The sequence below is a fragment of the Treponema phagedenis genome (genome assembly GCF_008153345.1).
In the GTDB taxonomy this organism is placed as follows: domain Bacteria; phylum Spirochaetota; class Spirochaetia; order Treponematales; family Treponemataceae; genus Treponema; species Treponema phagedenis.
The window spans coordinates 2,350,325-2,377,147 of record NZ_CP042818.1 but is presented as its reverse complement, the minus strand read 5'-3'; the positions used below and the strand labels follow the sequence as shown (position 1 = coordinate 2,377,147).

Sequence of the window (26,823 nt, the reverse complement as noted above, 5' to 3'; positions counted from 1 at the left end):
AAAAACTCAAAGAAGAAAAATACAAATGTTTTCAGCTCTTGAAGTGGCTGATATGTGTGGAGTAGTTAATCAAACGGCAATCAACTGGATTCGTAATGGCTATCTTAAGGCTTTTAACACTCCGGGTGGTCAGTATCGTGTATACAAAGAAGATTTTTTAGACTTTATTAAAGAACGCGGAATGAAAATTCCTGAAGGGCTTTTAGATGAAGAAGATGTCCCACACTGGAATTCATTGATTATCATTGATGATGACAAAGGCTTGAACGATGGGATAGCTGCATACTTGCGAAAGCATATTCCTTCTTTAACACTGTATCAGTCTTTTGATGGCTTTGACGCAGGCGCGCAACTTGTACAACATAAAGTTGGATTGATTTTGCTTGATTTGGACCTTCCGGGTGTAGGCGGAAAACAGATTTGTGCAAAAATAAAAAGTGAGCCGTCTTTTGGAGATCCCTATGTCATGGTTATCACTGCTTTGGATGATGAAGATATTGAAGAAGAAATGCTATCGATCGGTGCAGACAAATTTTTTAGAAAACCATTGGATTTTAAAGATATCTTGAATGAAATAAATAATCTTATTGAATAATTTTTATATAATCTGAATGGAGAATGCTTACCTTGTGGGTAATCCTATCGTAATGAGCGTTTCTTTAGAACAAACTGAATCAAATACTGGTGAACTTATACTCGTAGGTTTTGAACTTTTACTCAAAAAAAGCATTCACTAAAAAAATTGTCGGATTGTGATCCGAAGCAGTGAGTCTGCAAAAACTATTATAAATCTTTAATAGCGCTGGGGTATACAGATATCGCTATTCCGAATAATTTCGCGGGGTTTCATAATCCGGAAGGGTTTTCTTGCAAAGATTTACAAGCTTTCTACGATTCGGGAAAGAGTTTTAAAGCCTATACTGCAGAACATGCCGGTCGCTGTAGCGATGCCGAACTTTTAGAGTTTGAAACCGATGAGTTTATGGTACCCCCTAAATGTAAATTGACTCAATGCAGAAAATTCTAAAAGAGAGCCAGTGCGCAAATGATTATAGAATCTGCAAATGGAGTTATAAATCAAGATAGCAAGCAGATTTTTAAACCAAAGAGGAATATTATGCTTCCTAATAGTATGGGTAGCTTGAGTGAAATTATTACTTCATATTTTAAGCAGGTAAAAAATTTTAGGGTTTTTATCGAACAAAGAAAAAACACATGAGAAAGTCGTAGAAAAACTTCTTGAGTCTTTCAGCAATGTTTGAAAAATGAAAGGAGAATATAATACTTTACTACGGGTGGCTGCACATATGCTTGCAGTGCACCGATTAGTTAAAATCTCAATAATAGGAAGACACCTTTTATGAAAGATTTAACCGTCGGTAATGAGCTGAAAGCAATTACCTTATTTTCCCTTCCCTTGCTTTTAGGGAATATTTTCCAGCAACTGTATAATATTGTAGACAGTGTTGTTGTCGGTCAATTTATCGGGTCGCATGCGCTTGCCGCCGTCGGACAATCTTTCCCTATCATATTTATATTTATTTCGCTTATCATGGGCTTTACTATGGCGGCAAATATTTTACTTGCTCAGTTTTACGGCGCGCGGCAAATTGAGCAGGTAAAAAAAGTTATTCATACTACAATCATTATTTTATTTTGGTGCGGCATTGTTATCTCTGTTTTAGGATATATCACTACTCCATGGACATTGCGTATAATCCACACTCCTCCGGAAATATATCCTTCCGCAGTTGAGTATCTACAGATTATTTTTATCGGTATGCTTTTTACCTTCGGCTATAACGGCTATGCTGCATTGCTGCGCGGCTTCGGCGATTCGAAAACACCGCTTTATGGATTGATAATTTCAACCATCCTCAATATTATTCTGGATCTCTTATTTGTTGCCGTTTTTCATTGGGGCGTAAAAGGAGCCGCATGGGCGACCATTATTTCTCAAGGTGTTGCAATGTTTTGGCTTATCGCCTATGCACAAATTAAGATCAAAGAAATGCAGGTCAATTTTTTTAAGCTTCGTTTTGATAAAGCAATTTGTTCGGATTCTATTAAACTCGGACTTCCTTCCGGTATTCAACAGGCGCTTGTCGGCGCAGGTTTAACAGCAATGACCTCTATTGTAAACACTTTTGGAGCCGATGCCGCCGCCGCGTATGCCGCAGTAGGGAAACTTGACAGTTTTGCAGTAATGCCCGCCATTAATATCGGCATGGCAATTTCATCGTTTACCGGACAAAACCTCGGTGCAAAAAAAACAGATCGCGTAAGACGTGGCTTGCGAAGCTCGCTATTTCTCGGCTGTATAGCTGTCGGAATAAGTGTTCTGATTATTTTAACCTTTGCTTCTTTCTTTTTGCGCATATTCGGTGTAAACGACGAAGCACTGAAAATAGGATTAAGCTATCTGAAAATTGTGGCACCGGGTTATATATTGCAATCTACCATGTTCATTGTCGGCGGAGTTATTCGCGGAGCAGGAGATACACTTTTTGCAATGATTTCAACTCTTTTGGCTATGTGGCTCGTACGAGTCCCGCTCGCATACGCTTTATCGCCTCATCTTTCATATAACGGAGTATGGCTTGCGATTGTAATCGGGTTTGCAATAGGCTGCGCTGCTAATATACTGTACTACTTTTTCGGTCCTTGGAGAAAAAGAGCGGAAAAGATTTTACGGATGGGCGAAAGGTAATGTTTAGGAGATTCTGCCCTTATTTTAAAAGGGCAGGTAAAGGCTCGTATAACGTTTTGTAATTAAGTTACTGTTAGTAATCGGAGCATTAGCGATAGTAGTTTGCAGATTCAGCATTACTATGGTAAGTTTGCTCACCCTTGCTCAAATTCAAACGATGTTTAAAAGCATCAACACTGTTTTGTAAATATTGAAGCTTTTAAACTCGTAGGCGAACCAAAAGTAGCAATTCTAAGGGTTCGCCCTTGCTCAAATTCAAACGATGTTTAAAAGCATCAACACTGTTTTGTAAATATTGAAGCTTTTAAACTCGTAGGCGAACCAAAAGTAGCAATTCTAAGGGTTCGCCCTTGCTCAAATTCAAACGATGTTTAAAAGCATCAACACTGTTTTGTAAATATTGAAGCTTTTAAACTCGTAGGCGAACCAAAAGTAGCAATTCTAAAGGTTCGCCCGTGCTCAAATTCAAAACGATGTTTAAAAGCATCAACACTGTTTTGTAAATATTGAAGCTTTTAAACTCGTAGGCGAACCAAAAGTAGCAATTCTAAAGGTTCGCCCGTGCTCAAATTCAAAACGATGTTTAAAAGCATCAACACTGTTTTGTAAATATTGAAGCTTTTAAACTCGTAGGCGAACCAAAAGTAGCAATTCTAAGGGTTCGCCCGTGCTCAAATTCAAAACGATGTTTAAAAGCATCAACACTGTTTTGTAAATATTGAAGCTTTTAAACTCGTAGGCGAACCAAAAGTAGCAATTCTAAGGGTTCGCCCGTGCTCAAATTCAAAACGATGTTTAAAAGCATCAACACTGTTTTGTAAATATTGAAGCTTTTAAACTCGTAGGCGAACCAAAAGTAGCAATTCTAAGGGTTCGCCCGTGCGCCGTGTCGGACTCTTTTTATGAAACTTTTTACAGTCCGTATAAAGTATATCAAACACGGATCGAGTTGTTAAAAAACGTTATACCAGTTTTGATTACGCAAGAGCCTTTAAAGCTTTAATAACATCTGCGTAATCAGGCTCATGGGTAACCTCGGGAACAACCTGCACATAGCGCACGGTGTTGGCTGCATCAACGATGATAATCGCCCGAGCCAAAAGTCCAAGCTCGGAAATATACAAGCCGTAATTTTTTCCGAACGAGTGATTATAAAAGTCCGAATAAATCGTAAGAGTATCAATACCTGCGGCACCGCACCAGCGTGCTTGTGCAAAAGGGAGATCCATAGACAGAACAATTGTTTCTACCTGTGGAACAGCTGCCGCTTCTTTATGGAACTTACGAACTTCCATGTCGCAAACCGGTGTATCAAGCGAAGGAACCGCAACAAACAAACGAAGCCCCTTTGTATCCTTCAAAGCAACGTTTCCAAGCTCCTTATTTTTTACCAAAAAATCCGGCGCCTTATCTCCAACCTTAACAAGGGTACCCGTTAACGAAACAGGATTTCCTGCCATTGTAATATTCATACTGACTCCTCATAAAATGATTTATACCAAGCTGCTATTTTTTAACAAATCGGCACAAAATTAATATACCGATTTCAGAGCAATAAAACAAGCGTTTTTATTTTTTAGATAAAAAGTTTTCGCACGTAGGAAAAGCTTTACTGTAGGTTTTGAGTGTGAACTTGCAAGTGCTTGTTTTGACACGAATGTTAAAACGAATTTAAAACTCGCAGGTGAACTACAAGAATCAGGACAATGCAAAACAATGTTTAAAAGCAAAACTATTTACAAAGCTTTAAAACTCGCACGGTATAATTTTGACGCGGATGTCAAAATTAGGTCGTGGTTCCAAGCAGATAGGTTAGTTTTTGCCTATGGTAAATTGCTCGCCGTTGCGCCGTGTCGGTTTCTTTTTTATAAATTTTTTTTTACGATTTGTATAAGAAGTATTAAGCTCGAATTGGGGTATCAAAAGAACGCTGCATTAGTAGGTTGTGTCCATATTCATAAAATCGGCGCGTACTTTTGCGAGGCGGTCGAGCTCGCGGGTGATGGTTCGCTGATAATTAAGGTTGCCCGTTTTTATGCGCTCCCGCTCATCTTCCCAGCCTTGCAAATCCATGAGATACAAAAACTTAAACTGAGAAGCGTTTGCCCGTTCTGCCCAAATTTTTGCTTCCTGCCAATACACCAGAGCCGCCTTGTAGCAGTCCTCGGCGTTTTTTAAACTTTCGATGCTTTCTTCTTTCCACGGCGCGTTATAAAAATACGCAACTTGTTTATCGTATTTGAGCCCCAACCGAATATGCTGTTCGACAAGCTTTAGATTAATATGCATCATAAAAAGGTAGCGGTATTTTTCCCAATCGCTTTTATCCTGAATTTTACCAAGCGCATACAATGGATTGCAAAAATCCGCATTGACCGCCCGTTCAAGCCAATAGATATTTTCCATCGTATCATCGGGATACTGTTTATAATGAATATGATACAGCTTATAAAACTGCTCTTTATATTGCACAACATACGCGGGTGCCGGCTGCGGCATAAGAAAAGAGAATATAAGTGCAAAGAATAAAAGAAAATACCTGTTCATCACCTACAGTTTCGGCAGATTTTCTACAAAACTCCATATTTTTTGATGTATTTCCTGTATGTCCTTTTCCGCATCAATACGGATAATTTGCATTTCGGGGGCGGATTTTTCATATTCTTCTATTATACGAAGATATTCTTGGCGTACGGCTGTTTGAAAATCCTTTTTTTCGTAAATCTCCTTTTGTAAACCGCGTTTATCAATTCTGCTCATAGAGGTTTGTACCGGTATATCAAAAAAGAATAAGAGTTCCGGCAGGGGAAAATCTTCGTTCAGTTTTTTTGCAAGGCTTTTTCCGACGGAAAGCCCCTGATAGGCAAGGCTTGAAAAAAAGTATCTGTCGCTGAAAACCGCTTTTCCATTTGCCGTGTGCTCAATGATGCCGGCGTTTCCGTATATATGCTCGGTGCGGTCTGCGGCAAAAAGCTGTGCAATGGTTTTTTGCTCCAAACTGAGCTCTTTGGAAAGAGCCTTACGGATAAGTTTTCCGATTTCGGTATCGGTTGGTTCTTGCGTAAAAACAACTTTTTCCGCTTTGCCGATTGCGGCAAAGCGTTCCCGTAAAAGTCTGAGCTGGCTTGTGGTGCCGGTGCCATCAATTCCTTCAAAAACAATAAAATTTCTGATGCTGTTCATAGTCTCTATCATAACATGATTGTTTTTGATATAATAGTACCCCGATGAATCCTAAAACACGTACTCGCAGAATAGAACTTTCTCTTCTCTTTGCCGTAGCGATACTGGCGGCGATTATTTTCCAACCTATTTCAAAAGCGGTGGAAAAAAGGCTTGTTGTTGCCAGAGATGCGTGGATGGATTATGTAGAAGATCTTACCGGATTAAAGTTTGAATATGAATCTCTTTCTCCTTCTATTTTTCGCTCAATATTATTAAAAAATGTCTCAGTCTATGATGCGGAAAAAAATGAGAAGATTGCTTTTTTTTCGCGGATTAATTTAAAGTACAACTTTTGGGCGCTTTTTTCAGGAGATGCGCTTAGTATTATTAAAGCGGTTCATATAAATGACGGAGATATAGAATTCAGCACGGTTAAAAACAGTTCCGTTGCGGAAAAAATAAGCCGCCTTTTAAAATCCGATGAACCTGCCACTGATATTCCTGAACAAGAGACTGAACAATTCGGTTATGCGTTGTATCATAAACTAACGAATTTAGATATACGAATTCAAAACACAAAAATTAATTTCAGCGATTCGGTGCAAAAGCTTGCGATGATCATTCCGATAGGTAATTTTACGCTGGATGCCGATGATATTATTTTTAAAATGAATTTTGAAACAGAATATTTTAATACAAAATATGCGGATTTTGGGCAGTTAAAAACCGCCGTTTTTGCGGAAGGAAAATTTGATAAAAGAAATTCATCCGGAACTGCAAGCTTTGGACTTGAAACATTTAAAGGCGATCGTTTTGTTATCTCTCCTATCAGATTTTTTGCTTTTTATAGAGAAAGGCTTTTAACCGTAACAACTATTCGAGATGTACAACCCTTTGATATTTCAGCTACGTGGAAACCGAAAACGGGGGAAATACATGCCTCGTTTAACTGCGAAAACATGCGTCCGCTTGAATGGATTCGCTTTTTAAATCAGAATAATTTTGTGATTGATACGGACTCAAATATTAGCGGTGAAATTACTGCGGACTATGTTCCCTCAAAAGGACTGACATGGAATTCGGATATCCGGGCAAATATTCCTGTGGTAAAGTTTTCAAATTCATATCATTTAAAAAAGCTTGTCGCTCAGATTAATGCTTCGGGAGATGAATCAAAAATACGGGTAAAAAAACTACGTATTGATTCTCCGCAAGCGGTGCTCTCTTCATTTTTTACATTTGATCTTAAACAAAGAATCCCTGAAGGGAGTTTTTTCATTGATAAATTTACGTTGCCTTCGGGCAAGATCCTTTCCGCCCGTGCTTATTTTAACAAAAGGGGGAGACGGTACTTTTGTTCCGTGCCTTTATTCAGAATTGGTGCGGCAGAGTTACATGATATACAACTTGCCGCTACACCGGAAAAAATGAAAACCGATTTTAATTTATCCGCAAAAGATGAAAGCGGTTATTATAGCTTTGACGGTTCGATCACATATGGAGCGGAAGCGAAAAAAACAAAGGCGTTTTTGGAAGTTCACAGTGCCTTTGATGCGGTAAACGTCGGTACAATATATAAAATTGCCTCGAGCTTCAGTCCTCAAAAAAATACTTCTACCGACAGTATTGCGGATGCGTTATCGTCTATGCAGGCCACAACGGAATTTTATATTTCAAGTGATTTTTCCGATTTTTCATATAATTTTATTCGTCTTGTTGTCGCCTCAAATAAAGTTAATAATCTTTACGCATTGTTTTCATTAAAAGGAAATCAGTCTTCTTTCTCAATAACCGATATAAATTGTTCTTACAAAGGACTTGATATACGCGGTGATGTGCATGCAAATTTTGAGCAATTTAACGATATCATATTTGAAAGTTTTTTCGCGGTAAATACAACAGCATATCATTTTCAGGGTTTTTATACCGACCGCTCTCTAACAGTTTACGGGGATTACGGGCTTACCGTTGCCGCATATTTTGATTCTGTGAAAGGTCTTATCGGTTCCGCGCAGGTAAAAGAGTTGCCCGTTCCGCTGCTTCCCCTGTTTTTCTCTCTTGATTCTGAATTTTCGATTAAGAATAGCAAAAGCTGGGAATTTATTTGCAAATCCGGAAGGTTTGGCTATGATTCGCTGAGAACTTTTGTGCAAACAGGTTCAGGCTTGGATTTTAAAGGAAAAATAAACCAAGGAGGAGCTTTTTTTAACGAAGTAAAAATCGGTACCGACTTATCATATCTTTTCGGAACGGCGGCGTTTTCAAAAATACCGGACGCAGATCCTCAGTTAACCAGGTTTTCCTCAGCTATTTCTTTAAATTCAACAGACCAAACAGAACAATTTGCATTTAACTCAGACTTTACCCTCAGTGATACCCTGTATTTTAACGGTTCAAGTTCGATCGAAAATATTGATTTAAGAAGATTTTTGTCAGGACAAAATGAAGAAAGCAGAGTTTCCGGATCAATGAATTTTCTGGGAACTCCTCAGAATTTTTCTTTTAACCTTCTTGTAGAGAATTTTAATGCAATTATTAATGGTACAAAGACAAGCTTTGTCGGCGGAATCGGTATCGATGACGGAACGATTGCTTTCCTGCCGAGTACCTTACACTGGGGAAATTACGTTTTTTCCGAGATACACGGTTCTTGTACTCCAGAGCAATCCTTTGGGCAACTTAATTTTATGTTCAATGGCGGGTTGGCGGGAAAGGAGAGTAAAGCAAATTGTTCAATACAGTTTTCCGGACTGAAATCGGAAGAAGGCATAAAGCAGAATATGTTTGGCGCTTTTATGAATATGACAAAAGAGTATACGATTGTTGCGGGACTAAAAGATTGGGAGTTTGGGGAATACAGCGGAAAAGAAACTCAGGCTACTTTTATCCGTGAAAAAGGAGTAACCGCTTTGTATGCGGGAAACAACGATGAGATAACCGGATTTATTCTTGATGACGGAACACTTTCGCTGCAGCTTGCGGATTCTTTGCCGGTGCATTTTTCTTTAAACGGATCAATTAAAGATAAAAACTTGGATCTTAATTTTTCAAATCTTTTTGTACAATTAAAACCTGTTTGGGATTTTACCGGACTTGATTATGTGCTTTTTTATGACGGTACAGTTTCAGGAGATGTAAAAATTACGGGAACAGTTACCGAGCCGCAATTTAAAGGCAGGCTTGCCGGAAGAAAAATACTGGTAAATTCTCCGAACTATGTACCTGAAATATATGGTCCGGTTTCTCTTGATGTAATTCTTGACGGCACAAATCTGCTTGTACCCTACACGGAATTGCGCGGGCCGTCCGCTACCGTTTGGGCTGAATATCAGGCGGAATTTAACGGGTTTATCCCCGATGATATGATAATAAAATGCGGCACCATAGGCGAAAATCTCGGAGTAATGAAAACAAATAATCTTTTGTTTAAGGCTGATGGATATGCCGGCTGCGATTTGGTTATTGTTATTGATCATGAAAAAGTTGCACTAAACGGTTCCGCTACGTTTGACAAAGGATACTTTTTAATTAACTTTGCCGACTTTGATAAATTCAATGAAAAGTATTCTTCTAAAGACGGATCTCGAAGACGCCCCTTCCAAATGAATCTTGTTTTATCTGCAGGGCATAAAACCGAATTCCGCTGGCCGACATCGGACTTTCCCGTAATTCGTACACTGGTGCAAGCCGATGAGCCGCTTGAACTGATTGTTGATCCCGAAACGGGCTCTTTTTTTATGAGAGGAATTGCCGCTATGCGAGGCGGTGAAATCTTGTGGATCAAACGTAATTTTTATATTAAAAGCGGACAAATGGATTTTACAAATAGCGAAAATAAATTTGACCCCCGTATTTCTTTTCAGGCGGAAATACGAGATCGTGATATGAACGGCGATTCAATAAGATTGATGCTTTCCGCTACGGATCAACCCTTGCTCTCTTTTTCGCCTTTATTGACATCAGATCCTCCCCGCTCCAATGCAGAGCTTATGCAGCTTTTCGGGCAGGTTGTATTGGGAGATACATCAAAAGAAAATATCGGAAAAGATGTTGTCATTGTTGCTTCGGATCTGCTGGCTCAATGGGGACTTTTTAAAAAAGTGGAAAGTAAAATACGTGATTTTTTGCATTTAGACGTGTTTTCTCTTAGAACACTCGTACTGCAAAATGCAATTTTTGGGAATTTATTTAACAAAGCCCCGGATAAGCCTTTGACAATCGGTAACTATTTTGATAATACTAGTGTTTATATAGGGAAGTATTTTGGCTCTGCCATATATACAGATGCTTTATTGCATCTTTCACATTATGCTCCGTTAGTAGGACACTCTTTCGGAGTTAGAAGACCGGTATATGGGAGTTTATTGTTTCAACCGGAGCTTGGTTTGGAGGTTGCAACGCCGTTTTTCCTATTACGATGGGGATGGGCTCCCGCAAGACCGGATTCTCTTTTTGTTCCCGATACATCAATGAGAATTTCATGGAAATTTGCATATTAGCTTTGAAAAATTAATGATATTATTTTATTATAAAATAAGTGATCCGATAGGAGATTTTAATGTATAAAAAAATTGGTGTAATCCTTTGCTTTCTTTTTGGAATGACAGTGTTATTCGCAGAGGTTGCGGATAACTGGTATGTACAAAAACCAATTCGGGGAATACATTTTGAAGGGCTTGAGCATGTATCAAAAGCAGAGCTTGATGAGATATTTAGTTCATATAGAGGAAAAAAATGGTCTGACGATGTCTATTGGGAAATTTTGCAAAAACTGTATGCTCTGGATTATTTTTCCGAAATTGTTCCGAAAGCAATACCTGCAGATCCCGATTATGAGTCGGTATTATTGCAGTTTTCGGTAAAAGAACAGCCTGCGATTATCGGAATAAAATTCACCGGAAATAATCGCTTACGAAGCGGAGACTTACTTTCCAAAATTTTGCTTAAAAAGGGCGATATTTATAATGAAATAAAACTCAAAACGGATGAAGAAAGCTTGCGTAAATATTACCTTGAAAAAGGATATGCTGCTGTTCAGCTCTCTTCCACGGTTGATAAAACTGCTGATGGAATTATCATTCATTTTACCATAACCGAGGGAAAGCAAACCGTTGTGTCGGAAATTCATTTTGAAGGAAATACCGTTGCAACGGAAAAAACATTGAAAAAGACGCTTGCCTCTCAAGAGGTTCGATTTTTAACTGCTGGAATCTTTAAAGAAAGCAATCTTGAGATTGATAAAACCGCCATTCATAATTATTACGCAGAAAGAGGCTATATTGATGCGCATGTAGAAAATATTATTCAAAAAATAGACGATAAAACTAATCCGCAAAAGAATCTTGTAAGCTTAACCTATGTCATTATGGAGGGGCAGCAATATCTTTTCGGCGGGGTAACAATTTCAGGGAACCGGTTGTTCAGCACAAAAGAACTTGAATCAAAAATTTCTCTGAAAAAAGGTGCGGTATTGGACATGACCCTGTTTGAAAGCGGTTTTCAAGCCATTGCCGATACCTATTTTGAAAACGGATATACTTCAAATCATATCACAAAAGAAGAGCATCGAGATCCCTCAACAAAAGAAGTTTCTTTTACCATAACAATTATAGAACGCGCTAGAAGCCATATTGAAAATATTTTTATTCGAGGGAATAAAAAAACAAAAGATTCTGTTATCTTACGGGAAATGCTTTTAGAACCGGGTGATGTTTTTTCAAAGTCAAAATTTACCGACAGTTTAAGGAACCTTTTTAATCTGCGCTACTTCTCATCAATCGTTCCCGATATACAGCCGGGTTCCGAACAAGATCTTATCGATATTGTATTGAATCTTGAAGAGCAATCAACTGCGAATATTCAATTCGGTATTACTTTTTCCGGCGCCTCAACGGCAAACAGCTTTCCGCTTTCCCTTTTTGTACAATGGGAAGAACGCAACTTTCTCGGGCGCGGTAGTTCTATTTCCGTGAACGGATCGGTGGCAACCGATACACAATCTTTAAAAGCGAACTACACCGAAAACTGGTTTCTCGGAACTCCTTTAACTGTGGGGTTTGATTTCGGTATAACACATAAATATCTTTACAGTAATCAGGACGTTTTATATCCTATGTTTACCGATAAAGATGCCAAGGCAAGTAAAGGGCTGGTTCCGCCTGATCCTTTCTCAACCTGGGAAGAATATGAAGCAAATCCGACATTGGCTGAAGCATATAAGATGAAGTATAATCGACTGGAGCTTGATTTCGGTATGCATACCGGTTATCGCTGGTTTCCTCGATATGCAATGATAACATTACGAGGTGGTATAAATTTTTCTCTTGTAAAAAACTTTTATAATGCGGACTTATATCGGCCGTCCGACTTTGCGGTAAGAAATCAGCAAAGACGCTGGTCTTTAAGCAATGTTTTCTGGACAGGGGTTTCTTTTGACAATAGAGATTTTGCATATGATCCGTCAAAGGGCTGGTTTTTAAGCGAAAAAATTTCTTTTTTCGGCTTATTACCTAAGATTGAAGATGAATACTTTTTCAGATCCGAAACAAAAGGAGAGCTATATTTCACGCTTTTAAACTATCCGGTTTCTCCCGTGTGGAATTTAAAATTTGTGCTTGCTTTTTATTCAAGCTTTTCCTTCCAACTGCCGTATCCAAAACAAGCTATCGGAGAAAACAGCAAATTGCTTGTTGACGGTATATTTGCCGGATTTGGATGGACAAGCCTTGGAATGGCGGGAACCGGAGATGTGCTTATACAGCATAGGGCGGAATTCCGCTGGCCGCTTGCACACGGTATTTTATCATTTGACTTTTTCTTTGATGCGGCGGCGGTTAAGCAAGATTTAAAAAGCTTAAAAAAACTCACTATTAATGATTACTACTTTAGTTTTGGGCCCTGCTTACGATTTACCTTACCGCAATTTCCATTGCGCCTTATGTTTGCCAATACCTTCCGCTCAAACAACTGGAAGCCGTATTGGGGAAACGGAAAAGGTGCTGATTGGAAATTTGTGCTTTCATTTAATACACCTAATTTATGATATAAAGGAGATTGTTTCATAATGAAAAAAAATTTGAGTATTGTATTTTTTTTGATGTTCGGCGCTTTTTTATTTGCGCAACAAATTACCCGTTTTGCCGTCATTGATACATCGCGAATTTATACGCTTTTTTTACGTGATTCTCGGGCGGTGCGGGATTATGAGGCAAAAAAAGCAAAACATCAAGCCGAAATAAAAAAAATGTCGGATGAGATAATTATGCTTCGCCAAAAAAAAGTTGATGCAGAAGCGGTTGGAAAAGAAAATATTGCGCAAAAATATGACGCGATGATTGCCTCAAAAACCAGCTTTTTAGTGGAATACTCAAAAGCTTCAAATGATGAGCTTGCCGCAATTAGGAAAAATCTTACAAGCGATGATGAATTTTATGGTAAACTCTATAATGCAATAAAAAAAATTGCTGAAAGTGAAGGATATACGATGGTATTAGATCTACAAAAAGATTCAGGAATTGTCTGGTACAGTCCCACTGTCGATATTACCGAACAAACAATTAGGGAGCTCGGTTCCAGGTAAATGAACGACGTACAAACTCCAATGATGCGGCAGTACCAAGAGATTAAAGCGGAGCACCGCGATGCGGTATTGTTTTTTAGACTTGGAGATTTTTATGAAATGTTCAATGAAGATGCAATAGAGATTAGCAAGCTGCTTAACTTGACGCTTACGCAGCGGGGCAAAAATCCTATGTGCGGAATTCCTTACCATGCCGCAAAAATTTATATTGCCAGACTCTTACGAGCGGGGAAAAAAATCGCAATCTGTGAACAGGTTTCTAATCCTGTTCCGGGGGAATTAACCAAGCGAAGAGTTGTAGAAATCATCACGCCGGGAACCGCTGTTGAAGATGATTTTTTAGAACAAGGCAAAGCAAACTATCTTGCGGCGGTATACTGCACACCGAAAAAATATCGCACGGAGAAAGCTTTTGATTTTTACATCGGCTTTGCCTATATCGATGTAAGTACCGGATACTTTTTTGCCACCTCTTTTCCGTTGTCGGAATTCGCTGATAATTTTAAAAAAGAGATGGGGAAAATTCAACCGAAGGAAATCCTTATTCAGCAATCTCTACCGCAGGAAATCCCGGAGCTTAAAAACATCTGTGCCGAATATCCGGATATGTTTCAAAATCTTTATCCCGATTGGTCGTATAATCCGAAAACTGCGGAAAAGCGGCTTTGTATGTGTTTCGGCACTGAAAACCTTAAAGCATTTTCTCTTACCGTTGATTCTCCTGAAGTGCCGCCGGCAGGACTGTTACTGGAATATTTGGAGCAAACTTCCGGGGCGCCTCTTTCTCATGTTACCGGTATTTCCGTATACGGAGAAAACGATTTTGTTACCATGGACGACTCAACACGGAAAAATCTTGAAATTTTGCAGAATATTCGAGACGGGACTTCTGCTTACAGTGTTTTTGAAACCCTGAGCTATACAAAAACCTCAATGGGGGCAAGATTATTACGTTATCGATTGCATCGCCCCTTAAGAGATAAGGCGGAAATTCAAAAAAGATTAGAAAAAACGGACGTATTATATAAAAATCAGAGAGCGTTTAATCGGGTGCAAGAGTATTTATCCGATATCTTTGATATTGAGCGGCTTGCGGGGCGGCTTGCGATGGAGCGCGCTCACGCAAAAGATTTACTTGCCTTAAAGCAGAGTTTAAACGCCTGCATCAGCCTTAATCGAATCAGCGCGGAAGAAAGCCTCTTTTTTTTAAAATTGTCGGACTTGGAAGTGCAAAAACTGATAGAGCTTTTCACATTACTGGAAAACTCGATACTTGAAGATTGTTCAATTATTTTTACCGAAGGGAAGCTCATTAAGCGCGGCTTTTCTGAAAAGCTTGATGAATTATATGATATGCGAAATAATGCAACAAGCATTCTTGAACAATATTTATTGGAAGAGCAAGAAGCAACAGGTATACATAATTTAAAAATAAAATATAACAGAATGCTCGGCTATTTTTTAGAAGTAACAAAGGGAAATTTAAAATCGGTGCCCGACCACTTTATTCGCCGCCGCTCTCTTGCCAATGCCGATCGATTTACTACTGACAAACTCGTAGATATTGAAACTAAATTAAATAATGTCGATGAAAATATCATTGCATGTGAACGGGATATTTTTTTTGAGATACGTTCCCGCATAAACAAAGAGAATCTTTTTTTGCGAAAACTTGCTGCTGAAATTGCAGAGCTTGATGTGTTTCAGTCCTTTGCGCAAGCTGCAAGTATACATGGCTGGGTAAAACCCTCGTTTGTTGATGACGGACAGCTGGAAATTATTGCAGGTAGACATCCCGTTGTGGAAAAACATCTTCCCGCAGGGGAGTTTATTCCAAATGATTTACACCTTTCATCCGAATCGGATTCTTCTCTGCCTTCGTTTGCTCTTATTACCGGACCGAATATGGCGGGGAAAAGCACCTATTTGCGGCAGACCGCCCTGATAGTTTTGCTTGCGCAAATAGGCTCCTTTGTTCCTGCCGAAAAGGCTGTTATTACTCCCGTTGACTGCATTTTTTGCAGAGTCGGCGCTTCGGATAATCTTGCGCGCGGAGAATCTACCTTTTTAGTTGAGATGACTGAAACCGCCTATATTTTACGCTCTGCAACTCAAAAAAGCTTGGTAATTATGGACGAGGTGGGCAGGGGAACATCTACCGAAGACGGGCTTTCTATTGCCCGCGCCGTAAGTGAATACTTACTCAATAAAATCGGTGCAAAAACGCTTTTCGCAACGCATTATCATGAGTTGTCGTATCTTGAGCATCCTCGCTTAAAGAATTTTTGTCTCGATGTGCTTGAAACAGAAGAGAAAATTGTGTTTTTGAAAAAGGTTATTGAAGGTGTATCCAATAATTCCTATGGAATTCATGTTGCCCGTCTTGCCGGGGTGCCCGAATCGGTATTAGCTCGCGCACAAACCCTTTTAGATCTATTTGCAAAAACAAAAAATCAAAACACTACAGCAGACATAATCAGCCCCGCAGCTTTTGAAAATCACTCTCCGCGTGAAAACTCAAACACTCTCTTTTCGGAAGAAGATATGATTATTAACGAAATTATTTCGCTTAATCCGGATTCAATAACTCCGCTTGAAGCGCTGCAGCTGGTTACTCGCTGGAAAAACAATTTATATCCTCAAAAATAGCGGACATCTTTTATTTTGGCACTAATCTTTCCTGTCAACAAAAAATGAAATTTCCCTTATTCGAGAGTATCAATTATTGACAAATACAATGTTTGATTATACACTTTAAAACATAATCAAAACAGCAATCAAACCGGTTAAAAAATGCTTGAGCCTTACATGGTTTAACTGATTATCCTTATCAACAAATAAAAATACGGATAGACAAGCAGGCGATTCCGCTCTGTTTATTTATCCATGGCTTGTTATGCAAGCGCGCTGAAAATTTTTAGATTTTTATTCCCTGTGTCCGCAAAAGCAGCTCACGATAAATTTCTTTGAATCAGTGCGAAGTGTAAGATTTTGACTAGTTCTCGGAAAAATTTTTTACGGAGGTAAAAATGAGTAAAATTGATGAAATTACAAGAGAAAAATGGATTCTGGAAACTTTTCCCGAGTGGGGAACATGGTTAAACGAAGAAATTGAGGGAGAGCAGGTTCCGAAAAATCAGGTTGCAATGTGGTGGCTTGGATGCACCGGAATTTGGCTAAAAACACCGGAAGACTGTAATATTACGATAGACCTCTGGAGCGGCAACGGTAAAAGAACCCACGGTGATAATAAAATGAAGCCCGGACACCAAATGGCGAATATGGCGGGCTGCAGAATGATGCAGCCCAATTTGCGAGCAATTCCTTTTGTTCTCGATCCATTTGCGGTAAAACATGTTGATGCCGTTCTTGCAACGCATTATCATCAAGATCATATGGATCCGAATTTTGCCGCTCATGTTGTAAAAAGCGGCATGAAAACCGTTGATATAAACGGAAAAGAAATCTTTGTGCCGTTTATCGGACCGAAAAAGTCAGTTGAATATTGGCTCAAATGGGGCGTGCCTGCCGATCGCTGCATAACCGTAAAACCCGGCGATAAAATTAAAATAAAAGATATTGAAATTATTGCGCTTGACTCTTTTGACAGAACCTGTCTCGTTACTACCGATGATACTTCGGAAAATCGAGAAGAGCTTACCGGAATCTGTCCCACCGATATGGATGATAAAGCGGTAAACTATCTGATTAAAACGCCGGGCGGAAATATCTATCATTCAGGCGATTCCCATTACTCTATTTATTTTGCAAAACACGGTAAAGATCATGAGATTGATGTTGCCTTCGGTGCTTTTGGTGAAAACCCCATAGGTATGGCAGACAAAATGACTTCCGTTGATATTTTACGCATGGCGGAAGCTCTGCGCTGCAAGATTGTTATTCCTATTCACCATGATGTATGGACAAACTTCATGGCGGATACCAATGAAATTAATGTATTATACGATATGAAAAAATATCGCCTTGATTATCAATTCCATCCCTTTATTTGGGAGGTAGGCGGTAAATACGTGTATCCACGGGATAAAGATAAGAGAATGTATCATCATCGCCGCGGTTTTGAAGATTGCTTTGAACATCCGCAGAATATTCCGTTCCGCTCTATGCTCTAATAAAAGGAACAGGTGTGTAAATGATAAAAGTGCATAAAAAATGCATTGATACATTATCAAAATGCTATGCGGTAAGCACGTTAAATTTCAGCGGCAAAGATCATTTGCTGGTTGCCGCTGAAAAACAAGATGCCTGCAATTTATATGATTTAGAGGGAAACAAGGTATCAAGCGTCTGGGACGGCCCGGGCGGCACAATGAGTATAGTTCCGCTTTCCGATTTTGACGGAGAGTTTCTTGCTACGCAGAAATTTTATTCACCGAATGATTCCGCCCAATCATGTATTGTGCATGTAAAGCCGAAAAATAACGGTGCCGAGTGGGAAGTAAAAAAGCTGCTTGATATGCCTTTTTTGCACCGCTTTGATATTCTGGAGCGGAACGGTTACCGATATCTCATACTCTGTACCATAAAATCGGAACATCATCATAAAGATGATTGGAGTTCTCCCGGTAAAGTATATGCAGTAGTGCTTCCGAATCCTTTTAATCCTGCAAATGTAAGGGAAGAGGATCTTCATATTACGTGTATTAAGGACGGGCTGACTAAAAATCACGGATATACAAAGGATATACACAACGGCGTGCAAACCGCCATAATCAGTGCTGAAAACGGTGTGTTTCGCTTTACTCCCCCCGAGCAGCCAAGCGGAGATTGGGGTATTGAACAACTGATAAACACTCCCGCATCCGATGCGATAATGGCAGATCTGAATGCTGACGGCAAAAAAGAGCTGCTGGTCATCTCGCCGTTTCACGGAGATGCTTTAGCAATTTACGAGTGCAAAGACGGTGTATACGTAAAAGTATATGACTATCCGGAAGCAGCCGAGTTTTCTCATGCAATAGAGCGCGCAACCGTTGCCGGAAAAGAATACGTTTTTATAGGACACCGAAAGGGTGCAAAGCGGCTTTTAGCGTTTTATTATGATTCGGAAAAAGGTTGCTATGCGGCGGATATGCTTGATGAAAATACGGGAGCGGCAAATGCCTGTTTTTTTAAACGAAACGGGAAAGATTGCCTCGCGGTAACAAACCGCGAAATTGATGAAATAGCAGTATATGAATTTTTATCATAAACTGAAATACAGTAAAAAAACTGTATAAATAAGGAGGATTTTATGGGTATTATTATTTCAATTTGGACGTTTTTTCAGAATAATATTCTGACAAAACCGGCATTTTTTGTAGGTCTTATTGTCTTTTTAGGCTACCTATTATTGCGCAAACCATTTTATAACGCGCTTGCGGGCTTTATAAAGGCAACGGTCGGCTACATGATTTTGAATGTTGCCGCAGGCGGATTGGTTGGAAATTTCCGTCCCATTCTTGCGGGTTTAAATCAAAGATTCCAGCTAAACGCTGCTGTTATCGATCCGTATTTCGGACAGGCTGCCGCACAGGCTGCTGTTGAAAATGTAGGCAGATCTTTTACAATGATGGTGCAGGTTTTGCTTTTAGCCTTTATATGGAATCTTGTTTTGGTTATCGCGCGGCGCTTAACAAAGGTTCGAACTGTTTTTATTACCGGTCATATTATGGTACAACAATCTTCAACCGCGTTATGGATCGTTCTTTTTTGCTTCCCCGCGTTGCAGGACTTTAATGTTGTTATCATGCTCGGACTCTTGCTTGGAACCTATTGGGCGGTTTCTTCCAATATGACTGTCGGTGCCACACAAGAATTAACAGATGGCGGCGGATTCGCAATCGGGCATCAGCAAATGTTCGGTGTTTGGCTCGTGGATAAAGTTGCCGAAAAAATAGGCGGTAAAAATAAGCAGAAGCTTGAAGATATAAAACTACCGGGCTTCCTTTCAATATTTAATGAAAACATTGTGGCAACAGCGGTTTTGATGACATTCTTTTTCGGTGGCATTATTGCAATACTCGGTCAGGATATCATGCATGAACTGGACAAAGGGTTTTCAACAAAACAAAGTTTTGGTTTTTATATTGTAGAAAAAGCTTTCACCTTTGCCGTATATCTTCAAATCCTGCAACTTGGAGTTCGACTCTTTGTTGGAGAATTAACCGAGTCTTTCCAAGGAATCTCTGAAAAATTATTGCCCGGTTCAATGCCTGCAATTGACTGTGCCGCATCATACGGATTTGGGCACCCGAATGCGGTAACAATTGGCTTCCTTTTCGGAGCACTTGGACAATTTATCGCTATTGCCGGACTCATTATTTTTAAGAGTCCCATTTTTATCATCACCGGATTTGTTCCTGTGTTCTTTGATAATGCAACCTTTGCGGTTTTTGCCAACAGAAAGGGTGGGGTTAAAGCTGCATGTATTTTGCCGCTTATTTCAGGAGTAGTACAGGTACTGGGAGGAGCGCTTGCTGCTTTTTATTTCGGACTTGGAAAATTCGGCGGGTGGCACGGTAACTTTGACTGGGATACGGTTTGGCCGGTTTTCGGCTTCATAATGCACAGCATGCAGTATGTAGGCGTTGCAATATGTATAATTTTCTTACTTGCGATACCGCAGCTTCAGTATTATTTTGGGAAGTATAAAAGAGAAAAATATTTTGTGGTTGCAGAAAATTTTGCATCGCTTTCTGAAGAAGAAAATTAAAAATCTTAAAATGCCGCTCATAGTGAGCGGCTTCTAAATAATATTTTATTGGAGGATATATGATTAAGATTGTAGTAGCATGCGGATCCGGTATGGGGTCAAGTCAGATTATCAAAATGAAAATGGCAAAGGTTTTGAAAAAACTGAATATTGCCGCGGATATTCATCACACAAATATAGGTGAAGCAAAAAGCACCGCAGAAAGTTATCATGCAGTTGTTTGCCCCGAGAATCTGATGGAAACTTTTACAACGGTAAAAGCGAAGGGTGTAAAAGTGATTGCGCTAAAAAATCTTTTGGATGAAAAAGAAATTGAAGGGAAAATACTTGAAGCTGATCTTGCTTCATTGAAGTAAGATATTTTTAAACCAGATAGCAAAATGGTAACAAATATAGGTTTTGGTATTAACGGTTTATGATAGCGATGGGCAAAAATATTCGTACATTATGCAAATAAAATTTATCTGTAATTATAATGCTGTGCGAATGTGTGTCTAGTATAACGTTCTGTAATTAACTTGCTGCTGTACTAATCGGAGCGGTTTGCAGATTCAGCATTCTTATGGTAAATTGCCCACCGTAGGCGAACCAAAGGTAGAAATTCCAAGGGTTCGCCCTTGCGCCGTGTCGGGCTCTTTTTTATAAAATTATTTATGATTTGTATTGAATTAAAAAAACTAATTAAACTATCAAAAGAATGTTTGTACTAGAATAAACCTCATTGTTTAAAGTATTGAATTTTAAAAATATGCTGCGTAACTATTGAGGTTTTGACAGATACGGTTTCGCTCAAAAGGATTGACGAAAAGAATTCTGGAATCTTGAGGATGATTGTTTTGATGACATCCTTAGTACTCACTATGGGAGGTGGATTATGAAAGAAGTAGAGCTTACCATTACAAATCCGACAGGACTACATACTCGCCCCGGCACGGAATTTGTCCAACTGGCAAAAAAATTTCAATCGGATGTTACTATACGAAAGGGCGATAAAGAGGCAAACGCAAAAAGTCTTATTAAAATGATGAAAATCGGTATTTCTTGCAATGATGCAATATCACTTATTGTATCAGGTGATGATGAACAAGAAGCTATCGATGCCTTAACCGACTATATTGTAAATTTAAAGGAGTGAGACTATGAAAAAATTTCAAGGTCTCGCATCTGCTGCGGGTTTTGCTCTTGCAAAAGCAGTTGTTTTAGAAACAAATCATTTCAGTGGAAATCGAGTATCTATTAACGAGAGTCAATTTCAGCATGAAATAGAATCTCTTCATGTGGCGCTTAAAAAAACAATAGCGGAAATAGAGCGGCTAAAGGATAAGGCTGCCGCAGACGGCTTTGAAGAACAAAGTGAGATTTTTGCCGCATATATTGAAATTGTCGATGATGAAGAATTGCGCAGCGATGTTGAAACTTGTATAAAAGAAAAATCGGTGGATCTTTCGACAGCACTCATGGATGTATGTAATGAATATGCCGCTGATATGGCAGCCCTTGATGATCCGTATATGCAAGCGCGTGCGGATGATTTTCGACAAATATTTAGAATTATCATGGATATGCACACCGGTGCCCAAAGTGGTAATATCGGCGAGGCGGCTGATTTTATTTTAGTTGCAACCGAAGTCGGTCCTGCCGATATGGCAAAAGCGGATAAAAAGTACTTAAAAGGAATTGTAGTTGAAACAGGAAGCCGCACTTCTCACGCTGCGATTGTGTGCCGCTCCATGGGACTCCCAATGCTTTCCGGTATTAACTATACGGAAGCGGGCATACAAACGGGAGATTTGCTGATTGTTGATGCTGTAGAAGGCAACCTTTTTGTAAATCCCGACTCTGCGTTAAAAGCGGAGTATGCGGAAAAAATATCCAAAGCTGAGGCTGAAAAAAAGTGCATGGAATCTTTCAGAGACAAAAAAGGCGTTACCGGCGCAGGAACCCCGATAATGCTCATGGCAAATATCGGTACGGTAGAAGAAATTGACGCTGTGCTGGAAAATAATGCTGAAGGTATCGGCTTATTCCGCACTGAGTTTTTATTTATGCAAAATCCGGAAAAATTGCCAACTGAAGAAGAGCAGTTTAAGGCATATAAAACAGTTTTGAGTAAAATGGGTGACAGGCCGGTAACATTTAGAACTCTTGATGCGGGCGGAGATAAACACATTGCCGCCTTAGGAATTCCTAAAGAAGAAAATCCCTTTTTAGGCTGGCGAGCAATACGATATTGCTTAAAAACGCCTGAGATTTTTCGCGTGCAGCTTCGGGCATTATTGCGGGCAAGTGAATATGGCAATTGCAAAATTATGATTCCGATGATAACCGGTGAAAAAGAACTTTTGCAAACAAAAAAACTGGTTGAATCCGTTTATCAAGAATTGGAAGAGCGAGACGGCAAAAAAATAAAACCGGTGCCGCTTGGTATAATGATAGAAACACCCGCCGCAGCTTTAACTGCGGAAACGCTTGCACAGCATGTTGATTTTTTCAGTATCGGAACAAACGATTTAACGCAGTACACTATCGCCGTTGACAGAGGGAACGAGTATGTTTCTGAGCTCTATGATGAAATGCACCCTGCGGTTCTTTCGCTTATTCGCCAAACCGTTCATGCGGCGTTGAAAGCGGGAATCGAAATACACATGTGCGGAGAAATGGCTTCTCTTACCGAATGTACCGAAGCTATTTTGGAAACAGGATTGCGTGAACTGAGTATGAGTCCTAATCGTATACCCTATCTCAAAGAACATCTGCTTACGTTGAAAATATAAATTCAAAGGAGATGAGAATCAACATGCTTGAAGAGTTAAAGAAAAAAGTATACGAAGCAAATATGGATTTGCAACAACATAAGTTGGTAACTTTTACGTGGGGAAATGTCAGCGGAATTGATCGCGAAAAGGGGCTCTTTGTAATAAAACCTTCCGGTGTTGAATACGAAAAGCTATCACCCGAAATGATGGTTGTTATGGATCTAAAGGGCAATAAAATAGAAGGCGATTATAACCCATCATCGGATACAAAAACACATCTTGTGCTGTATAATGCTTTTAAAAAGATAGGCGGAATTGTGCATACGCATAGCCCCTGGGCAACAAGCTGGGCACAGGCAGGTCGAAGTATTCCGTGTTACGGAACAACGCATGCGGATTATTTTTACGGGGCTGTTCCTTGCGTGCGAACACTCACACAAAAAGAAATAGACGAAGATTATGAATATAATACCGGTGTTCTTATCGCGGAGCATTTTACACAAATAGCAACGGCTGAAAAACAAAAAGGTGAAAGTATTGAACCGTATATTGCCATGCCCTGTGTTCTTTGTAAAAACCACGGGCCCTTTGCATGGGGTACCTCTCCTGAACAGGCAGTCTATCATGCGGTTGTGTTGGAAGAAATTGCTAAAATGGCGGCAAGAGCCGAAGCCCTCAACAACCACATTGAGCCTGCTCCGCAAATTTTACAAGATAAACACTATCTGCGTAAACACGGAGCAAATGCCTATTACGGGCAGAGTAAAAAAATATGATAGACTCTTCTTATTAAAAAGAATTACAAAAGAAGGTAATGCACAATCCGTTCAGGAATAACAACGGATTGTGTGTTTAACGAGTAACTGTATTTTTTAAAACGTTATTTTTGTGCTGTCGTCTTGAAAACATAAAAAGATGCTTTTGGAATTTGAACCGCGGGCAGCTTTGGTCGGCAGTTTAATTATTCCGAGTAAGACAGTATGGTTTTGACAAATCCTTCAAAAAATTTTATGGGAGCGTGTAATGGAAAAAGTATATCAGCTTGGCTTATATGAAAAAGCAATGCCTTCTTCATTATCGTATGAGGAAGCTCTGCGAACAGCTGCAAAATGCGGATTTGATTTTGTTGAAATTAGTGTTGATGAAACTGATGAAAAACTCAAACGGCTTGATTATTCTCGCACTGAAATACAACGTCTTAATAATATAATGAGTGAAACGGGGATTTGTTTTCGAAGTATGTGTTTAAGCGGACATCGAAAATATCCTCTTGGAAGCATGGATGAAAAGATTCGAAGCAAAAGTCTTGAAATAATGGAAAAAGCGGTTGTGCTTGCTTCTGCATTGGGAATTAGAATCATCCAACTTGCCGGTTATGATGTATATTATGAACAGGGCAATGAAGAGACGAAAAATTTTTTCGCGAGTAATTTGCAAAAGGCTGTAGATATGGCAGCAAAAGCAGGAATCATGCTCGGCTTTGAAACAATGGAAACTGAGTTTATGGATACAACAGAAAAAGCAATGCACTATGTAAAATCCATTCATTCTCCGTATCTTGGTGTGTATCCCGATCTCGGAAATATTACCAATGCTGCTTGCAAATATAAAACTGATGTATTGTCAGATTTGGAAACAGGACGTGGACATCTTATTGCAATGCACTTAAAAGAAACCGTTTCCGGTAAATACCGCGAAATCCCTTTTGGCACCGGACATGTAGACTTTGAAGGCGGAATACAAAAAGCATGGCAGCTCGGCGTCAGACGCTTTGTAGCGGAAATGTGGTACACCGGCAATCCTTCATGGGAGAATGATATCCGTGATGCGCACGCAATGCTGAGCGCTATTTTAGATAAACAGCAGACAGGGTAAGGCAAGCGCAGTGGTTACGCCAAAAAAATAACCGCATAGGGAACATGAAAACAATAAGCAGAACCGCTACAGACGGCGGCGGTTCCAAGCAGAAATGAGTTTTGTCCGTACTAAAAAGTAAACGGAAAAAACTCATTGTTCAGCATTATACAAGGATATACAATGCTGAACATGCGTTAGGCGGACGATAGCGCATTTTTCAAAAATGCGAACCCGGATCCTTTATGCGCGCTTAAAAGAGCACAACGACAGCAGAGTCCATAACTTAATTTTTATAATTGTGATAAAACTAAGTCGGTGAATTTAAAACCGAAATCTAAACATGAGCGTTTTCTGTTTTAAACATCGCTCTACAATGGCGGTTTGTGAGTATGTTCTGAGACCGGCGGAATTGAGTATACCATTTATTAACAAAAAACAATTTTTGTTTTGCAAAACTGTCATTTATCGTATAAAATGATACGTATGGAAGATATTGATAGCAGAGCTGTTTTGATTATCAAAACTTTGTTCGATTCCGAAGATTATATTTCCTCTTTTTTTATAGCTGACAAGGCGGGTATAAGCGAAAGAACTTTTTTTCGTTTATTACCGCAAATCGAATTTTATATAGAGAAGTTTAATTTAAAAATAAATAGAATTCGAGGAAAAGGTTTTTTGCTTGTAGGAGAAAAGCGTGACAAAATTGCTCTTATAGAAAAACTGGTATCAAACAACTCCAGCGATGCTTTTTCACAAAAAGAAAAAAGTCTTTTATTATTTTTTTCTTTGCTCACAAAAAAAAGTATCACGAAGCTTTCATTTCTTTCATCAAAATTAAAACTCTCCGAATCAACTATTTCCAAAATATTAACCGACTTGGAAAATTCTTTTATCGGCACAGGCTGCACAATATCACGAAAACCGGGAGTGGGAACTTGTATCGATGGAGAAGAAATTGATATAAGAATTTTTGCATTAAAGAATGCTTGTCTATATCTTGATCCAAATGAATTTATGACACTACTGTATAATTTCATATATAATGAAAATAGCAAAATGCAGTTTTATTCGTTTACCTCAACTGTATTTAATTTTTTCAGAAAACGAATCGATATGAAAAGACTATTTATCTTCACGGAAAACCTTGAGCGAATTGTGGGGTATGAATTTTCCGATATTGATTTTTTTGTTATTTTTTTTTATTTGGCAGTTGCGAAAATGCGGTGCGTGAACGGATTTCATATTCAAGAATATCATTTTGAATTAAATGATAAAACAATAGAAGGAAAATATAAAAATATCGCCGAATATTTGCAATACTTTTTTTATTGCTCTCCTTTATCAAAAACACATGTATATGAATCCGCCTTTTTATTTATCAGTATTTTAAATACCGAAACTATGAACATAATCGATGATTGGGAAAAATGTGAATCTGTGGCTAGAGGCTTTATGTCTTTGGTAGAAAATAATTTTAACGGATATATTACATCAACAAAGAGGGCGGAATATCTTTTGTACCAAAACATTCTTCATGTAGTGAATCAGTACAGAAAAATATTTTCTACGGATAAGAATATTAATTATTTATTTGATTTCCAGCATGTACAATATGCAAGTTCAGAGATAAATACTTTTATGCCAACAGCAAAGCAGTATTTGGAACACAACTTGGCAATGGAGTTATCAGATGAGATAGTGCATAGTTTTTTAGCTATTTGTTTTTTATTTTTAAAAAAGAAAAAACAAAATTTTTCCGTAGCGCTTGTTTGTGTTACCGGTATTTTAGTCAGCTCTATTCTTGCCAAGCAAATTAAAATGCGTTTTCCCGAATTTAAAATAATAGAAACTGTTTCGCTTAGAAAGCTTACGGACGATTATATCAAAGAAAAGAAAATAGATTTTGTTATTTCTACAATCGGAATTCAAAAGCTTTCGGTGCCAATTATACAAATAACCGTTCCGTTAAAAGCAGATGATATTACTCATATAAAAAATTTTATCATTCATTTTGAAGAACGTAAATTCTTATATTAGGAGG

The 26,823-nt window shown here is 38.9% G+C and carries 19 protein-coding genes; 16 read left to right on the top strand and 3 right to left on the bottom strand.

Going from position 1 to position 26,823, the window contains the following annotated elements; genetic code table 11:
- Positions 1–25 precede the first annotated feature (25 nt).
- The 3 genes from FUT79_RS10510 to FUT79_RS10505 all read left to right on the top strand — a co-directional run bounded on the left by FUT79_RS10510 (position 26) and on the right by FUT79_RS10505 (position 2,710).
- Positions 26–595 (top strand): response regulator, encoded by a 570-nt coding sequence (locus tag FUT79_RS10510; RefSeq protein ID WP_044634309.1) that lies wholly within the window; start codon positions 26–28, stop codon positions 593–595.
- Between the two features lie 450 nt (positions 596–1,045).
- Positions 1,046–1,219: a hypothetical protein gene (locus FUT79_RS15925; protein WP_483409844.1), complete on the top strand. Its 174-nt coding sequence runs from the start codon at positions 1,046–1,048 to the stop codon at positions 1,217–1,219.
- Between the two features lie 141 nt (positions 1,220–1,360).
- Positions 1,361–2,710 carry an MATE family efflux transporter gene (locus FUT79_RS10505; protein ID WP_044634286.1) on the top strand — a complete coding sequence of 450 codons (1,350 nt, stop codon included), beginning with the start codon at positions 1,361–1,363 and terminating at the stop codon, positions 2,708–2,710.
- 977 nt (positions 2,711–3,687) lie between these two features.
- Here FUT79_RS10505 and tpx read toward each other — a convergent pair.
- The 3 genes from tpx to tmk all read right to left on the bottom strand — a co-directional run bounded on the left by tpx (position 3,688) and on the right by tmk (position 5,905).
- On the bottom strand, positions 3,688–4,182 hold the full coding sequence (gene tpx / locus FUT79_RS10500) for a thiol peroxidase (protein ID WP_024752000.1): 495 nt from the start codon (positions 4,180–4,182) through the stop codon (positions 3,688–3,690).
- A 463-nt stretch (positions 4,183–4,645) separates the two neighbouring features.
- Positions 4,646–5,209, bottom strand: a complete 564-nt coding sequence (locus FUT79_RS10495) for a hypothetical protein (RefSeq protein ID WP_231577535.1) — start codon at positions 5,207–5,209, stop codon at positions 4,646–4,648.
- A 51-nt stretch (positions 5,210–5,260) separates the two neighbouring features.
- On the bottom strand, positions 5,261–5,905 hold the full coding sequence (tmk, locus tag FUT79_RS10490; RefSeq protein WP_052335637.1) for a dTMP kinase: 645 nt from the start codon (positions 5,903–5,905) through the stop codon (positions 5,261–5,263).
- 32 nt (positions 5,906–5,937) lie between these two features.
- Between tmk and FUT79_RS10485 the strand changes: the two genes are divergently transcribed.
- The 13 genes from FUT79_RS10485 (at position 5,938) to FUT79_RS10425 (ending at position 26,819) form a co-directional block, all read left to right on the top strand.
- Positions 5,938–10,374: a translocation/assembly module TamB domain-containing protein gene (locus FUT79_RS10485; protein WP_044634287.1), complete on the top strand. Its 4,437-nt coding sequence runs from the start codon at positions 5,938–5,940 to the stop codon at positions 10,372–10,374.
- 59 nt (positions 10,375–10,433) lie between these two features.
- Positions 10,434–12,917, top strand: a complete 2,484-nt coding sequence (bamA, locus tag FUT79_RS10480) for an outer membrane protein assembly factor BamA (RefSeq protein WP_024751991.1) — start codon at positions 10,434–10,436, stop codon at positions 12,915–12,917.
- A gap of 21 nt (positions 12,918–12,938) precedes the next feature.
- Positions 12,939–13,454: an OmpH/Skp family outer membrane protein gene (locus FUT79_RS10475; protein ID WP_002699255.1), complete on the top strand. Its 516-nt coding sequence runs from the start codon at positions 12,939–12,941 to the stop codon at positions 13,452–13,454.
- Positions 13,455–16,103 carry a DNA mismatch repair protein MutS gene (mutS, locus tag FUT79_RS10470; RefSeq protein WP_024751990.1) on the top strand — a complete coding sequence of 883 codons (2,649 nt, stop codon included), beginning with the start codon at positions 13,455–13,457 and terminating at the stop codon, positions 16,101–16,103.
- 380 nt (positions 16,104–16,483) lie between these two features.
- The gene (gene ulaG / locus FUT79_RS10465) at positions 16,484–17,587 is read left to right on the top strand and encodes an L-ascorbate 6-phosphate lactonase (RefSeq protein WP_024751989.1); all 1,104 of its coding nucleotides are present in this window, start codon (positions 16,484–16,486) and stop codon (positions 17,585–17,587) included.
- Positions 17,588–17,607: 20 nt separating this feature from the next.
- Complete coding sequence (locus FUT79_RS10460) at positions 17,608–18,666, top strand: hypothetical protein (protein WP_039943356.1); 1,059 nt, start codon at positions 17,608–17,610, stop codon at positions 18,664–18,666.
- A 42-nt stretch (positions 18,667–18,708) separates the two neighbouring features.
- Complete coding sequence (locus FUT79_RS10455) at positions 18,709–20,169, top strand: PTS ascorbate transporter subunit IIC (protein ID WP_002699239.1); 1,461 nt, start codon at positions 18,709–18,711, stop codon at positions 20,167–20,169.
- Positions 20,170–20,228: 59 nt separating this feature from the next.
- Positions 20,229–20,525, top strand: coding sequence for a PTS sugar transporter subunit IIB (locus tag FUT79_RS10450; RefSeq protein ID WP_002699237.1), 297 nt, complete (start codon positions 20,229–20,231; stop codon positions 20,523–20,525).
- Positions 20,526–21,043: 518 nt separating this feature from the next.
- On the top strand, positions 21,044–21,304 hold the full coding sequence (locus tag FUT79_RS10445) for an HPr family phosphocarrier protein (RefSeq protein ID WP_002699235.1): 261 nt from the start codon (positions 21,044–21,046) through the stop codon (positions 21,302–21,304).
- Positions 21,305–21,308: 4 nt separating this feature from the next.
- Positions 21,309–22,943 (top strand): phosphoenolpyruvate--protein phosphotransferase, encoded by a 1,635-nt coding sequence (ptsP, locus tag FUT79_RS10440; protein WP_002699233.1) that lies wholly within the window; start codon positions 21,309–21,311, stop codon positions 22,941–22,943.
- A gap of 23 nt (positions 22,944–22,966) precedes the next feature.
- Positions 22,967–23,701 carry an L-ribulose-5-phosphate 4-epimerase gene (locus FUT79_RS10435; RefSeq protein WP_024751986.1) on the top strand — a complete coding sequence of 245 codons (735 nt, stop codon included), beginning with the start codon at positions 22,967–22,969 and terminating at the stop codon, positions 23,699–23,701.
- Between the two features lie 247 nt (positions 23,702–23,948).
- The gene (locus FUT79_RS10430; protein ID WP_148884568.1) at positions 23,949–24,800 is read left to right on the top strand and encodes an L-ribulose-5-phosphate 3-epimerase; all 852 of its coding nucleotides are present in this window, start codon (positions 23,949–23,951) and stop codon (positions 24,798–24,800) included.
- Positions 24,801–25,265: 465 nt separating this feature from the next.
- Complete coding sequence (locus tag FUT79_RS10425; RefSeq protein ID WP_187426842.1) at positions 25,266–26,819, top strand: BglG family transcription antiterminator; 1,554 nt, start codon at positions 25,266–25,268, stop codon at positions 26,817–26,819.
- The last annotated feature ends 4 nt before the right edge of the window (positions 26,820–26,823 follow it).